The organism is Salinirubrum litoreum, assembly GCF_020567425.1.
In the GTDB taxonomy this organism is placed as follows: Archaea; Halobacteriota; Halobacteria; order Halobacteriales; family Haloferacaceae; genus Salinirubrum; species Salinirubrum litoreum.
Genome location: NZ_JAJCVJ010000001.1, coordinates 334736 through 347996 on the forward strand (window position 1 = coordinate 334736; position 13261 = coordinate 347996).

Consider the following 13261-nt stretch of genomic DNA (forward strand, 5'->3'; position numbering starts at 1 on the left):
ACGGAGTCGGTCGTCGGACCGCCTCAGTGGTACGCTTCCGGTTCCTCGGCGTCCTCGAGCGACCGGTTGTGAAGTCCCGCCCCGGTGTCGGCGTCGAAGACGTGGATGGCCGACTCCGGGATGCGTGCGACGACCGGTTGCCCGCCCTCGACCTGCCGCAGGCCGCCGACAGTGGCGACGAACGTCTCGTCGTCGTCCGCCGAGAACGTCAGGTAGACGTTGTTCTCGTTGCCCATCGGTTCGACCACGTCGACGACCGTCTCGAAGTCGTGGTCGCCGGCGGCGTCCTCGACGAGTTCGATGTCTTCCGGCCGGATACCGAGTTCGATGCGGTCCGACTCGCCCACCTTCTCCCGCACCGCCGATGAGAGTGGGTACGCGAACTTCCCCTCGCCGCCGGCGGGTGCGTGGACGAGGCGGTCGCCCTGCACCTCCATCTCGAAGAAGTTCATCGAGGGTTCGCCGATGAAGCCCGCGACGAACCGGTTGGCGGGGCGGTGGTACGCCTCCAGCGGCGTGGCGACCTGCTGGAGTTCTCCGCCGTCGAGGATGGCGATGCGGTCGCCCATCGTCATCGCCTCGGTCTGGTCGTGCGTGACGTACACGGTCGTCGTGTCCAGATCCTCCTGCAGACGCTGGAGTTCGGTCCGCATCTCCGCCCGCAACTTCGCATCGAGATTCGACAGCGGTTCGTCCATCAGGAACACCTCGGGGTCGCGGACGATGGCCCGGCCCAGCGCGACACGCTGTTGCTGACCGCCGGACAGCTCTGCCGGCTTTCGATCCAGCAGGCTCTCGATGCCGAGCATCGCGGCCGTGTCCTCGACGATGGTCCGGATGCGCTCGTCGGCCATGTCGGTGGACTCCTCCAGTCCGAACGACATGTTCTGCCGGACCGTCATGTGCGGGTAGAGCGCGTACGACTGGAACACCATGGCGATGTTCCGGTCTTTCGGCGGCTTGCCCGCGAGAGAGCCACCGCCGAGGCGGATGTCGCCACGGGTTATCGTCTCCAACCCCGCGATCATGCGCAGGGTCGTGGACTTCCCACACCCGGAGGGCCCGACGAGGACGAGGAACTCGCCGTCGTCGATGTCGATGTTCGCGTCGTCTACCGCGACGATGGTGCCGCTGTCGTCTTGGAACTCTTTGGTTACGTTGTCGAGTACGAGATCAGCCATGGTGTGTCTCCGTGGACCGTATTCCTAGTGTGTCGGTCGGGTCGTAATCGGTGGCGCTCACGCCGCCACCCCCTGTTCCGGTGGCGCTCACGCCGCCACCCCCTGTTCCGGTGGCGCTCACGCCGCCACCCCCTGTTCCGGTGGCGCTCACGCCGCCACCCCCTCTGCGAACTGCTCGCCGAACAGGACGTAGACGATGATCGTCGGCAGTGCCGTCACCAGCGCACCGGCCATCTTGATCGTGAAGTCGGTCACGACGCCACTTCCCAACTGGACGAGTGCCAGCGTCACGGGCGCGGCAGAGCCGGACCCGCTGGGGATGATGATCAGCGCGAACAGCAGGTCGTTCCAGACCTGCGTGAACTGGTAGATCAGCGTCACCGCGAACATCGGCACCGACAGCGGCAGGATCACCTTCCGGTAGATGCTGGCGACCGACGCCCCGTCGAGCCGTGCGGCCTCGACGATCTCGTCCGAGATGTCCTTGTAGTACGACCGGAACAGCAGGGTACAGATCGGCACCCCGTACGCGGTGTGGGTGACGATGAGCGCCAGCAGGTGGCCGTGGTACTCCTGTAAGAACGGGACGGCCGCCCAGACGGGCGCACCGATCTCGTACAACGGGAACATCTGCCCCCAGAACTCCGACAGCGGGACCAGCACCGCCTGATACGGGATGAAGATCCCCGCGATGAACAGGACGTAGACGCCGACCTGTCCCTTCCAGTCGACCTTCGTCAGGCCGTAGGCGGCGAGACTCCCGAGCGTCGCCGAGAGGATGGTCGCCGGAATCGTGAGGATGAGGCTGTTCACCAGTCCCGCCTGCAGCAGCGAGAACGCCTCGGCCCACTTCGCCAGCGTGAGTCCGTCGAGTCCGGGCGGGACGTACGGCGCGGTCTCGTTGAACGCGGCGGTCGTCTTCAGCGACGTGACCAGCCCCGCCTCGATCGGCGAGAGGTAGAAGGCGAGTAACCCGACGAGCACGGCGTACAGCCCGACTCGGCGGAGACTCACCTCCGTCACCTGATCCGTGATCGACCGACTCGCGTCTGCGGTACGCCCACTCATAGTTCACCCTGTCTGTACTGCATGGTCAGATACGGTGCCACGACCGCGAGTGCCATCAGGAACAGCATGATGGCGATTGCAGAGCCGTACGCCCACTCGCCGCGGTTGAACGCCTCGCGAACCATCTTGGTGGCGAGGATGTCCGATCCGCTCGGGGGCTGGTAGCCGCCCGCGAGCGAGTAGAGGAAGTCGAACGCCTTCAGCGCGAACACCATCAACACGACCATCGCCGAGATGGTCGCGGACTTCAGTTGCGGGACGATGACGCGCCAGTACATCCGGACCGTGCTCGCGCCGTCCACGCGAGCGGCCTCGAACTGCGCGCTCGGAATCGCCCGGAGCGCGGCGAGGTAGACGACCATCGCGTAGCCGGAGAACTGCCAGACCAGCGCGATGATGACCGCGGTCAACACGAACTGCGGGTCGCCGATCCACTGCGGCGGATTGGCGACGCCGACCGACCGGAGCAGCGTGTTGACCATCCCGTTGTCGAAGTTGTACATCCACAGCCAGAACTGGGCCGTCACGACGAACGACAGGCTCATCGGGAGCAGGTAGATGGTCCGGAACGTGTTCTCGAACCGGATGCCCTGATCCACGAGGATGGCCAACAGGAGGCCGACCACCAGACAGACCAGCGTGAACGCCACCAGCAGGACGAACGTGTTCTGTGCGGCGTTGATGAACCCCGGATCCGAGAACGCCTGTGCGTAGTTCTGTAAGTCGAGGTTCGAGTAGTCCGGGTCCGTGAAGCCGGACATGTCCGTCAGCGAGATGAGCAGGTTCCAGCCGATGGCTCCGTAGACGAAAAAGCCCATCAGCAGGAACGGCGGGAGCCAGAAGGGCAGCGACCCGAGGAAGTCACTCCGGCGAAGCCGCGACAGCATCGAGTCCTCGCCGTCACCTGCGGTCGCCGGCCCAGCGGCGGCTTCGACGCCGCCGTCGGGAACTGGCTCGCCGACGTCGGTGACGGTCGTGTCCGTCGGGCCGTCGTCCGCCTGGTCGAGACCCGCCGTGGCGTCCCCACCGTCGTCCGTGAACAGCCGTTTCACCCCTCGCAGTAGCGAGCGCATCCCTTACTCGAAGACCTGGACGAAGCCGTCGGCGGCCGCGTCCGGGTTCAGGTTGGCCGTGAAGTCCGAGACGACCGACTTCAGGTCGCTCAGCATGCCGGGCTTGACACCCAGGCCGTGGGTGACCGACGGGGGCTGGGCGTCGGAGTTCGAGAAGTCGTCCATCTGCTTCGAGAGGAACGGCCCGAACTCGTCGGAAGACACGTCTGAACGGGGCGGAATCGACCCCTTGTTCTTGTTGAACCGGATCTGGGCGTCCTTCGTCCCGCAGTAGGTGAGGAACTTCTTGGTCGCCTCCGGCGAGGGGTTGCCGTCCCCGCCGTTCGTCCCGTAGGGGAAGGAGTCCATGTTGAGCGCGTAGAGTCCGGAGGTGCCGGGGAACGGGATGTGGCCCCAGTCGTCGTCGTAGTTGAACTCGTCGTTGCCACGGTAGGCACCGGCGGCCCAGTCGCCCTGGTGGATGAAGGCGGCCTCGCCGTTCATCACCTTGCTGTTGCCCTCAGTCCAGGAGATGGTCGCGGCGTCGGAGTTGAAGTAGTCCGCGTAGTTGGCGACGGTCTCGAAGGCGTTCTTGATGTCGTCGCGGTTGGCGTCGCCGTTCAGGAAGTCCATGTACGCCGAGGAGCCGTGCTGGCCCATGAAGACGGCCGCCCACAACTGGAGGGTCGTCCACGGAGCCTTCGTCGACTGGGCCATCCCGACCGCCTCGGTGTTGTCGCCGACCGCCGACATCGCGTCGATGAGGTCGTCCGGCGAGGAGAGGCTCTCAACGTCGATGCTGGACTCCTCGACGAGACTCTTGTTGTAGAAGAGGTTGTTGAGTCGGTGGATGTTGATCGGGACGGTGACGTAGGTGCCGTCAGGGCGCGCCGCCCGTTTCGGGCCTTCGAGGTAGGCCTCCTTCATGTTGTTCTGACTCCACACGTCCTCCTCGATGTCACCGAGCAGACTCGCCTCGGTGAACTGGAGCAGGTTCGCGCCCGGCCAGTCCTGCCACGTCCCCGGCAGGTTCTGGTTGCGAGCACGCTTCTTGATGACGGAGTTGAGGTTCTTGTTCGCGCCGCCGGAGACCGGTTGAACGTCGAACTCCACGTCCGGGTACTCCTCTCGGAACCCCTCGATCAGCGCGGAGAAGGCGGCCTTCCCGTCGCCGCCACCCCAGGCGTGCTGGACTTCGAGCGAGTTCATCGACGAGGACGACTCCGAGTCGGAGTCGCCGCCGTCGTCCATCCCGGAGTCGGAGTCGTCGCCGGAACTCGTCTCGCCGTCCGAACCGCCGCCACCGCCGCCGAGACAGCCACTCAGCGCGGTCATCCCGACCGCGCTCGTGACGCCCGCCGCCGTGAGATACGTCCGCCGTGTAACGTTTTCGTCTTCTGTCATGGTTGATCGTCCGTGTGAGAGACGTGCTCGATGTTACTGAGGGTTCGAGACTTAAGGCTTTCCGTAATTGACCAGAAATAGAGTGAAAATTTTTGTGTCGAGTATGAAGAATTGGCAGACGTAGCGGTGGTACACGTGTTCTGAAATTGTTATTCACAGTTCGACACGACGCGGTCGGTGGGGGAACGACGTGTCGGTTCCGAACCGATCCAGTGGGTTTTAGACCGCCAGCGACCGTCACCGACGATCATGAGCGAGGACTACCGAACGGAGCGGGACAGTCTCGGCGAGATGCAGGTGCCGGCGGACGCCTACTGGGGCGCACAGACCCAGCGGGCAGTCGAGAACTTCCCCATCTCGGGGATCGGCTTCGGTCGCCGATTCGTCCGGGCACTGGGTGTCGTGAAGAAGTCGGCCGCGCAGGCGAACCGCGACCTCGGCCTGCTGGACGAGGAGACCGCCGACGCAATCGTCGCGGCGGCCGACGAAGTGATCGCCGGCGAGCACGACGACCAGTTCCCGGTCGACGTGTTCCAGACCGGATCGGGGACCTCCTCGAACATGAACGCAAACGAGGTCATCGCCAACCGCGCCGCCGAGATCACGGGCGCAGAGATCGGCGACCGCGTGGTCCACCCGAACGACCACGTCAACTACGGACAGTCCTCGAACGACGTGATCCCGACCGCGATGCACGTCTCCGCGCTCGAAGCAGTCGAGAAGGACCTCCTGCCCGCACTGGCGACGCTGGCGAACGAACTCGACGCGAAGGCCGAGGAGTTCGACGGCGTCGTCAAGACCGGTCGCACCCACCTGCAGGACGCCACGCCGGTCCGACTCGGTCAGGAGTTCGGCGGCTACCGGACCCAGATCGAGAAGGGCATCCGCCGGGTCGAACACACCCGCGAGCACCTCTCGGAACTCGCACTCGGCGGGACCGCCGTGGGCACCGGCCTGAACACCCACCCGGACTTCCCCGAACTGGCCGCCGAGTACATCACAGAGGAGACGGGCGTCGAGTTCCGCGAGGCCGACGACCACTTCGAGGCGCAGGCGGCCCACGACGCGATGTCGGAGGCCCACGGCGCACTCCGGACCGTCGCGGGGTCGATGAACAAGATCGCGAACGACCTCCGTCTCCTCGCGTCCGGTCCCCGGAACGGACTCGGCGAGATCGAACAACCGGAGAACCAACCCGGCAGTTCGATCATGCCCGGCAAGATCAACCCGGTCGTCGCCGAGGCCGTCAACCAGGTCCACAAGCAGGTCGTCGGCAACGACGCCGCCGTCTCGGCGGGCGCGGCCGAGGGCCAGATCGACCTGAACCTCTACAAACCGGTGCTCGCGCACAACTTCCTCCAGTCGGCCGATCTGCTGGCGAACAGCGCCGAGGTGTTCGGCGAGCGGTTCGTCGCCAAACTGGAGGCCAACGAGGAGGTCTGTGCCGAACAGGTCGAACGCTCGATGGCGCTCGCCACCGCACTCAACCCGGCTATCGGCTACGACAAGGCGTCGAAGGTCGCGAAGCAGGCACTCGCGGAGGACAAGACGGTGCGTGAGGTCGCAGTGAGCGAGGGCTACCTGACGGAGGACGAAGCCGACGAGGTGTTGGACCCCGAGGCGATGACCCACCGGGGCATCCTCGGCGAGGACTGACCGGTTTCGTTCCTTCAGTCACCCGAAGACACTTCTCCCCCGACTCTCTCGTCTGAAGCGATGCCCTCCACCAGTCACCGACTCGCGGTCGTCGGCCTCGCCGTCGCACTCGTCGGGACAGCTCTCCTCGCAGGTGTCCCGACCACCGACGCCCGCGCCCCACCGACACCGCTCTGTGGGGCCTGTAGCGAGCGACTCGACGAGTCGGCCGAACGCCGAGGTGTCGACCTCACGCGCGGCGAGACGGATCTCGTCGTCCAGGTTCACGAGAACGGGTCGACCTCGTGGCGCGCGACGGTCGAACTCACCGCCGGTGGCGACGCCCTCGAGAACGAGACACTCCGCGCGGAAGTCGTCGACTCGGCCGTCCAGCGCGGGGTCGGCGACCCGACCGACGTCCGGAGCCGACTCGACGGCGAGACGCTGGTCGTCACCCACCGAGATCGGAACGCGACCAGCCGTCATCTCGGCGTCGTCGTCTTCACCCACGTCGTCCCGGACAGTCCGAGTGTGCCGTGGGTGATCGGCGGCGAGGGCGCACGCTACGTCGGTGCCGACCGCGTGACCGTCGAAGCGCCGCCGGGCTACCGCGTCACCGGCGGCTACGAGTACGCGACCGTGAGCGAGGACCGCGTCGTCTGGACCGGTAGTGACGACGGCCGCCGGTTCATTGAGGGAGAGAACCAGCCGACGATGCTTCCGGACGGCTCGCTGTTCCCGAACCTGCGGACGACTGTCGCGCGCTGGTTGGTCTGAGAGGTCCGCGCAGACCGACGACGGGGACGTGTCTTTACTCGAATACGACGAGCCGTGAACGGTGGTACGTATTCATGCGGGTGTGTCACCTAGCCCCACGGTGCGATGCTACTCGAAGACAGCACGGCAGTCGTCACCGGTGGATCGAGCGGCAACGGGCGGGCGATCTCGCTGGCGTTCGCCCGCGAGGGCGCGGACGTGGTGGTCGCCGACATCCGCGAGGAACCACGAGAGGGCGGTACGCCGACCCACGAACTGGTCGAACAGGAGAGCGACGCACGGGCGACGTTCGTCGAGTGTGACGTGACCGACCTCGCCGAGTTGGAGGCCGCAGTCGACGCGGCCGACGAGTTCGGCGGTGTCGACGTGATGGTCAACAACGCCGGCATCTTCCGCTCGGAGGAGTTTCTGGAGGTCGAACCCGACGCATTCCAGCAGATGATGGACATCAACGTCCGGGGCGTCTACTTCGGCTCACAGTACGCCGCCCGGAAGATGGTCGAGTCCGGCGGCGGGTCGATCATCAACCTCTCCAGCGTCGCGGGACTGGAGGGGACCGGGCCGTACGTCGCCTACTGCACGAGCAAAGGCGCAGTCCGACTGATGACCTACGCGCTGGCGTCGGCACTCGGTCCCGAGGGGATCAGGGTGAACGCGATCCACCCCGGCCTGATCGAGACGAAGATGACGACAGAGGACGTGCCGATTCTCGGGACCGATGCCGGCGACCAGTACATGGAGACGATTCCCTCTCGCCGCGCCGGACAACCCGAAGACGTGGCCGACGCCGCGCTGTTCCTCGCCAGCGACATGGCGGACTACGTGAACGGCGAGTCGCTGGTCGTCGACGGCGGGATGACCTCGACCGGCTGAGTCGGTCGCCGGTGTCCGTCGGTGCGGGTCGGCACGGCCCCGACACGTGCCGACACGGACCGACGTTCGTCGAGCACCGGACGAAGATACAAGACGGTCACAGACCGAGTAGTGGTAATGGCGCAGAGATCGCTTGCCGACGAGGAGCGTGCGTCGGAGTCGGACGCACCCTCGTGGCTGGACGTGATCGAGGACGTGATGGACGCCGCGATGGAGGGCGAAGAGGAGTTCGAACTCACCTTCGAGGAGTTCGAGGTCGACGTCCCCGACCAGATGGGCGACGGGGCCGAGCACTACCGGTGGGGACTCGACGGGAGTGTCCGCATCCACGTCGAGGGTGCTCACGGTCCGCTCGCCGACTGGCTGAAGTGGTGGCACACTCGACTCTCCTGAGTTCGACGGCCACGCGACACGGGATCGGTGCGTATCGCTCTCAGGAGTCGTCCAGTCCCGCGACGACGACCGCGAGTCGCTCCGGATCGTACGACGTGAGATCGTAGAGGTTTCGCCCACCGCCGGAGCTGTGGACCGACAGCACGCCGAGATCACAGAACGCGGTCAACACACAGCCGAGCGTCCGAGCGTCGAGGTTCTCGGGTCCCTCGGCGAGAAGTTGGTTCGTCCGGGCGTAGCTCCGGTCGGTCGATTCGATGGCGTCACGGCCGGCTTCCCAGTGGTTCCGCAAGTAGCCGAACAGGGCTGGCTGGTCGGCTCTGTAGCCGACCACCGTCCTGTCCCCGCCTCCGGCGCCGCCCCCCGCGGACCTCCCACTCATAGTTAACACGACCGGTGCGAGGAATATAATCCCCCGAGCGTGGATTCAGGAACTGAAAGAGCCCGTCAGTCGCTCGCCGGAGGGTCCGCGCCGGGTGTCGGTGGACGGACTGCTCCGACCCGGTCAGTCGACGGGCGTCCCACACCGGGTGTCAGTCGACGAGTGTCCCATGCCGGGCGTCACTGGCCACCCCACTGCCGACGATCTGGACCAACCCCGCACAGACGACGAAGGTCCCGCCGAGGGCGGCGACCGCCATTCGAGCGTCGAACACGTCGGCGACGACGCCACTGCCGACCGCGAAGGGGATGCGCGAGAGCGCACTCAGCATCGAGACGGTCGAGAGGACCGTGGCCCGGCCGACCGACTCCAGCCTGTCGTTGAGGTACTGTCCCGAGATGGGGTGGAAGATGGCCCCACCGCCCTTCATGACGAAGAACATCGGGAACGCGAGGACCGGCACCACGACCGGGAGCAGGAACAGACCGGCGATGAGCGCCGGGATACCCAGCAGGGCGGTCCGGGTCCCGAGCACCGACTCGACCTGCTCGGCGCGGTCGCTCGCGATCGCCGAGACCACCGTGAACGCCGAGTAGAGGAAGCCCAGGGTCGCAGGCTCCGGGAATCCGATCGACGCGAGGGCGGCGTCCAGACTCCCCCGGATGGCGTCGAGCGTGACGGGCTGGATGTACGCGTCGGCCGTCATCAACAGTCCGCCGTACAGCGCGGTGAAGACGACGAACGACCGGAGCGGCGGCCGACTGAGTTGGTCCCGGATCAGCGGGAGCGTGTCGAACACGGTGAGCACCTCGTGGTCGTCGGTGTCGGGTTCGTCTTCGGACGTGGTCTCACCCGACTGTTCGCCCGCCGATCCCTCCACGTGAGTCTCGTCGGGTTCTCCCTCGCCCGACCGGTACTGTCGGTTCTTCGGAAGCGAGAGGACGAGGACGAAACTGACCGACTGGAGTGCGAGTCCGGCGACGAAGGGGTAGACCGGATTCTCGACGTACAGCAGGCCCCCGGCGATCATCGTCACCGCCATCGACCACTTCGAGGCGGCGCTCCCGCGACCCTGAACGCGCGTGAACTCGTCGGTGTCCAGTCGCTCCGCGAGGGTGTCGTAGAGCCAGGCCTGCCCCGATCCGGAGATGAACGTCGTCGCGAGCGAGAGGGTGCCGAAGGTGAACAGGAAGCCGAGCAGGTCGGTGACGACGAGAAACGACGCGGTCGAGACGAGAAACAGTCCCTGCGCGACGACGAGGCTGTTTCGTCTGCCGATCCGGTCCCCGACGTAGCCGGTCGGCACCTCGCCGGTCAGGACGACGATGGCCTGTGCCGTGCCGATCACCCCGACGGCGGTGTACGACAGGTCGTTCACGTCGACCATGAACAGGATGTAGATCGGATAGAAGAAGCCGGGGTTGGCTGCCGCGCGATAGAGGTAGTACTGGAGGACGACGCGTGTGTCGGGGTCGGAGTCGAAGGGGAACATACGGGGAGGGCGTGCTGCCGGTCGTGGTGTCACACTGCCGACTGGTCGTACTCGTGGGTCACCCGACCGGGCCCATTCAGTCTTGTGGTCCTCCGAGAAGTCTTGACACGGCGTGGCAGACGTAGACTCGACTCCGGGAGACGAGTGCGACTGGTAGCGACGCCGAGGGGTGAACGCGACCGAACGTGACTCCGGGCGGCAGAGTCGACGGGTACGAAAGGGGGGTGGGAGAGGGGGGCGAAGCGCGGTGGAGGGGGGTCCCCCTGTGAGCCAGAGGGGGTGGGTGGGAAGCTGTCGGGGTCCGACGCCCGTGGGGTCGGTGTGGGCGTGGGGGCTTTCGGGCGGGCGTCGGCGTACGGTACTACCGTTGCCATCCGCATAAAGTTGTCAGAGACTGAAACGACGATTTTACTGTCACGAGTTGACATACTGCGGAACCGTGCAACCGGGCCGAAGCAGGCCGCTGTCCCCAGGTTCCGAGTTACATACGACAACACACCACACGGCAGATCCGTATCGAATCGCTCGCCGAGTCTCGGCCGTCCGGGACGCGCTTCGGTGGGACCGACTACGAACTGTCCGCACGGGACGGCGAGCACACCGACGACCGGCGGAACCCCGGCGGACCTCCCACCGCTGGTGCTGGTTCCCGAAAGACGTCGACGAGGACGCCGTCACCGCTCGCTACGAGAACGGTGGCCTCGAAGTGACGCTCCGGCGGTGCGGACGCCACCGACGCCGAGCATCCGGTCTGTGCTCGACCGCCGACAGGCTTACTCCCGTACCGCGACACCACACACCGTGGACGAACTCGTCCGCGACGGACTGCTCGCGCTCCTGCCAGCAGTCGCGCTCGCGGGCTGTGTCGGCTGGCTCGCAGTTCCGGTGACGGCGACACCGGTAGTGGTCGGGGTCGCCGGGACGCTCCTGCTCGAACTCGTGCTGGCGACTCGCGCCGACACGGTGCGCAGGTACTGGCGGACGTCGTCCGTGCAGGCCGGTGCTGTCGGCGTCCTGCTCGTCGGACTGTGGCTCGGCTGGCAGACCCTCGGCGGACAGGTGTTGGTCGTCGCGCTCGCTGGACTCGTGACGTACCTCCTGCTGGTCGGTGCCGTGCTGGTCGGTCTCGTCCCACCGACGAGCCAGTGGGTTCGGGAGTGATGACGAGGGAGCCTGGTGAACTCAGGTCCAGCGATCCAGTCCGGTCTGGACCAGCGATTCCTCGATGCGCTCGAAGCCGCGTTCCACCTCGCCGGCGTCGACCTCCCACTCCTCGGTGACGAACGCGCGGGCGGCCTCGACGTCGGGGTCGATGTCCAGGTCGTACTCGTCGGTGTAGTCGTCTCTGACCGGCGGGTTCCGGAAGAACTCCCGCACACGCTCGGCGTGTTCGATGTGTTCGTCGCGCGCTTCGAGGACGCCCCAGAGGTCGCCGTGTGCCCGAATCTCCTTCAGGGCGGTCTTCGGGCCGATGCCGGAGATGCCGGCGTTGAAGTCGGTCCCGCAGAGCATCGCGGCGTCGATCAGTTGCTCGCGGGTCAGATCGAGGTCCGCGAGCGTGGCGTCGAGGTCCATCAGTTCGGGATCACCCTTGCTCGTCAACCCCCGGAGCGTGCGTGGCGCGCCGAACAGCAGGGTGTCGTAGTCCTCGCTGCCGACGTAGTCCGCGTCGCCGACCGCGTTCTGGTGGGCCGCCTGCGCCTCCCCCTCGGCGGGCGCGTCGTACCACGGCACGTCCAGAATGTCCAGCAGGTCGCGGGTCGTCTCCTGAATCGTGTCCGTCAGGCGCTGTGTCTGTGCGGACAACCGGGCCGCCTCGATCGCGTCGCCGCGCTCCTCTGCCGCCTGCTTGCGCTCTTCGGCCTTCTCGCGTGCCTCGCGTCGGTCGGCGACCTCCTCGCTCTTGAGGTCGGTGACGCCGCCGTCGAAGACGAAGACGGGCGTGATGTCGTGCTCGAAGAACTTCGGCAGTCCCTGCACGACACCGATCAGGTTCGCCACCTCGACGCCCTCGCCGGTGGTGTACTTCTCGTCGCTGGTCCACTTGACCGTCGTCGTCAGATAGCGGTAGAGCCAGTTGTGCGCGTCGACCGCGACGACGCTCCCCTCCAGGTCCGCGAACGGAACGTCACGGAGCGTCGCCAGCGACCGTAGGTCTGCGTTTCCCATTACCCCGTGGTTGGGCGTCGTCCGGTTTCAATTCCCCGAGTCGTCGGCGTGGTCGGGTGAGGTCTCCCGGGTCCCCTCGGCGTCGGTGACGAGCACCGTCGGCGGGGGGGTCCCCTGCTTCCGGGCGAGGAACGACGCCTCGGGGTCGTCGAGGTCTCGCGCCCGGTAGCGATCCAGCCCGGCTTGATACCTCTCGACGCTCGTGCCGTGTCGGTCTCGATACCGGTCGCGGTCTCCCGCGGTGCTCGGTGCTCGACCGTTGCCAGCGGTCTCGACCGGCGGCGGATGCTCCAAGACGAGTTCGGCCAGTCCCGTCTCCCCGCCGGTCCACGCGAAGCCGGCTTTGTGGAGCGCCTCGTAGGCGAAGGGGTTGTTGACCGCGATGCGGACGCGGTCGTAGCCTCTGTCGTGTGCGCGGTCGGTGACGAACCGGACGAGTCGCGGGCCGAGTCCCTCGCCGCGTCGGTCCTGCCGAACCGTGACGTACCGGAGCCAGAGCGTGCCGGAGTCGGTTCTGTCGGGGCTGAACGCCACCGCCGCCACGACGTCGGTGTCGAACTCGTCGGCGTCGAGTCCCGGCGGCAGTGGCTCGTCGAGTGGTGGCAGGTCCGCGTCGGTCACCGGAGCCGAGTTGCCGGCCGCCGACTCGACCGCCCGGCGTCTGACGACGGCCTTCCCGGTTCTGCCGACGACGAACTTCCCGGCGTAGCTGAACCGTCGGTAGTCCAGCCGCAGGGTCCGCTCCTCGCCGGGCCAGCCGAGAAGCGCGAGTTCGAGCGTCGGGTCGCCGAGGTCCATACCCGCCCGAACGTCGGGGAAACGTAAGAGGGTAGTC

General features: G+C 66.6%; 13 protein-coding genes. 5 read left to right on the forward strand and 8 right to left on the reverse strand.

Annotated features, from left to right (window positions below; all coding sequences use genetic code 11):
* Positions 1 to 23: 23 nt before the first annotated feature.
* The 4 genes from LI337_RS01560 to LI337_RS01575 all read right to left on the reverse strand — a co-directional run bounded on the left by LI337_RS01560 (position 24) and on the right by LI337_RS01575 (position 4705).
* Positions 24 to 1181 (reverse strand): ABC transporter ATP-binding protein, encoded by a 1158-nt coding sequence (locus tag LI337_RS01560; protein ID WP_227227958.1) that lies wholly within the window; start codon positions 1179 to 1181, stop codon positions 24 to 26.
* 147 nt (positions 1182 to 1328) lie between these two features.
* Complete coding sequence (locus LI337_RS01565; protein ID WP_227227959.1) at positions 1329 to 2249, reverse strand: carbohydrate ABC transporter permease; 921 nt, start codon at positions 2247 to 2249, stop codon at positions 1329 to 1331.
* Complete coding sequence (locus LI337_RS01570) at positions 2246 to 3322, reverse strand: carbohydrate ABC transporter permease (protein ID WP_303645186.1); 1077 nt, start codon at positions 3320 to 3322, stop codon at positions 2246 to 2248. Before LI337_RS01570 ends, LI337_RS01565 begins: the two co-directional genes overlap by 4 nt.
* 3 nt (positions 3323 to 3325) lie before the next feature.
* On the reverse strand, positions 3326 to 4705 hold the full coding sequence (locus tag LI337_RS01575; RefSeq protein ID WP_227227960.1) for an ABC transporter substrate-binding protein: 1380 nt from the start codon (positions 4703 to 4705) through the stop codon (positions 3326 to 3328).
* Between the two features lie 249 nt (positions 4706 to 4954).
* Here LI337_RS01575 and LI337_RS01580 point away from each other — a divergent pair, with 249 nt between their 5' ends.
* From LI337_RS01580 to LI337_RS01595, 4 genes are all read left to right on the forward strand, one after another.
* On the forward strand, positions 4955 to 6361 hold the full coding sequence (locus LI337_RS01580) for a class II fumarate hydratase (protein ID WP_227227961.1): 1407 nt from the start codon (positions 4955 to 4957) through the stop codon (positions 6359 to 6361).
* 60 nt (positions 6362 to 6421) lie between these two features.
* Positions 6422 to 7117, forward strand: a complete 696-nt coding sequence (locus LI337_RS01585) for a hypothetical protein (RefSeq protein WP_227227962.1) — start codon at positions 6422 to 6424, stop codon at positions 7115 to 7117.
* Positions 7118 to 7222: 105 nt separating this feature from the next.
* Positions 7223 to 7990: an SDR family oxidoreductase gene (locus tag LI337_RS01590; protein ID WP_227227963.1), complete on the forward strand. Its 768-nt coding sequence runs from the start codon at positions 7223 to 7225 to the stop codon at positions 7988 to 7990.
* Between the two features lie 117 nt (positions 7991 to 8107).
* Positions 8108 to 8383 carry a hypothetical protein gene (locus tag LI337_RS01595; protein WP_227227964.1) on the forward strand — a complete coding sequence of 92 codons (276 nt, stop codon included), beginning with the start codon at positions 8108 to 8110 and terminating at the stop codon, positions 8381 to 8383.
* A gap of 40 nt (positions 8384 to 8423) precedes the next feature.
* Here the strand turns inward: LI337_RS01595 and LI337_RS01600 are convergent, their stop codons facing one another.
* Positions 8424 to 8717: a hypothetical protein gene (locus LI337_RS01600; RefSeq protein WP_227227965.1), complete on the reverse strand. Its 294-nt coding sequence runs from the start codon at positions 8715 to 8717 to the stop codon at positions 8424 to 8426.
* 199 nt (positions 8718 to 8916) lie between these two features.
* Positions 8917 to 10257 carry an MFS transporter gene (locus LI337_RS01605; protein WP_227227966.1) on the reverse strand — a complete coding sequence of 447 codons (1341 nt, stop codon included), beginning with the start codon at positions 10255 to 10257 and terminating at the stop codon, positions 8917 to 8919.
* A gap of 801 nt (positions 10258 to 11058) precedes the next feature.
* Between LI337_RS01605 and LI337_RS01610 the strand changes: the two genes are divergently transcribed.
* Complete coding sequence (locus tag LI337_RS01610; protein WP_227227967.1) at positions 11059 to 11418, forward strand: hypothetical protein; 360 nt, start codon at positions 11059 to 11061, stop codon at positions 11416 to 11418.
* A gap of 21 nt (positions 11419 to 11439) precedes the next feature.
* Here LI337_RS01610 and fen read toward each other — a convergent pair whose 3' ends face one another.
* Both fen and LI337_RS01620 read right to left on the reverse strand, forming a co-directional pair.
* Positions 11440 to 12426 carry a flap endonuclease-1 gene (fen, locus tag LI337_RS01615; protein ID WP_227227968.1) on the reverse strand — a complete coding sequence of 329 codons (987 nt, stop codon included), beginning with the start codon at positions 12424 to 12426 and terminating at the stop codon, positions 11440 to 11442.
* Positions 12427 to 12453: 27 nt separating this feature from the next.
* On the reverse strand, positions 12454 to 13224 hold the full coding sequence (locus tag LI337_RS01620) for a GNAT family N-acetyltransferase (RefSeq protein WP_227227969.1): 771 nt from the start codon (positions 13222 to 13224) through the stop codon (positions 12454 to 12456).
* Positions 13225 to 13261 lie beyond the last annotated feature (37 nt).

Coding starts and splice junctions, on each gene's coding strand:
- LI337_RS01580 (WP_227227961.1), top strand. CDS start 4,955: ATGAGCGAGGACTACCGAACGGAGCGGGACAGTCTCGGCGAGATGCAG.
- LI337_RS01590 (WP_227227963.1), top strand. CDS start 7,223: ATGCTACTCGAAGACAGCACGGCAGTCGTCACCGGTGGATCGAGCGGC.
- LI337_RS01570 (WP_303645186.1), bottom strand. CDS start 3,322: ATGCGCTCGCTACTGCGAGGGGTGAAACGGCTGTTCACGGACGACGGT.
- LI337_RS01605 (WP_227227966.1), bottom strand. CDS start 10,257: ATGTTCCCCTTCGACTCCGACCCCGACACACGCGTCGTCCTCCAGTAC.
- LI337_RS01560 (WP_227227958.1), bottom strand. CDS start 1,181: ATGGCTGATCTCGTACTCGACAACGTAACCAAAGAGTTCCAAGACGAC.
- LI337_RS01575 (WP_227227960.1), bottom strand. CDS start 4,705: ATGACAGAAGACGAAAACGTTACACGGCGGACGTATCTCACGGCGGCG.
- LI337_RS01620 (WP_227227969.1), bottom strand. CDS start 13,224: ATGGACCTCGGCGACCCGACGCTCGAACTCGCGCTTCTCGGCTGGCCC.
- LI337_RS01595 (WP_227227964.1), top strand. CDS start 8,108: ATGGCGCAGAGATCGCTTGCCGACGAGGAGCGTGCGTCGGAGTCGGAC.
- LI337_RS01565 (WP_227227959.1), bottom strand. CDS start 2,249: ATGAGTGGGCGTACCGCAGACGCGAGTCGGTCGATCACGGATCAGGTG.
- fen (WP_227227968.1), bottom strand. CDS start 12,426: ATGGGAAACGCAGACCTACGGTCGCTGGCGACGCTCCGTGACGTTCCG.
- LI337_RS01585 (WP_227227962.1), top strand. CDS start 6,422: ATGCCCTCCACCAGTCACCGACTCGCGGTCGTCGGCCTCGCCGTCGCA.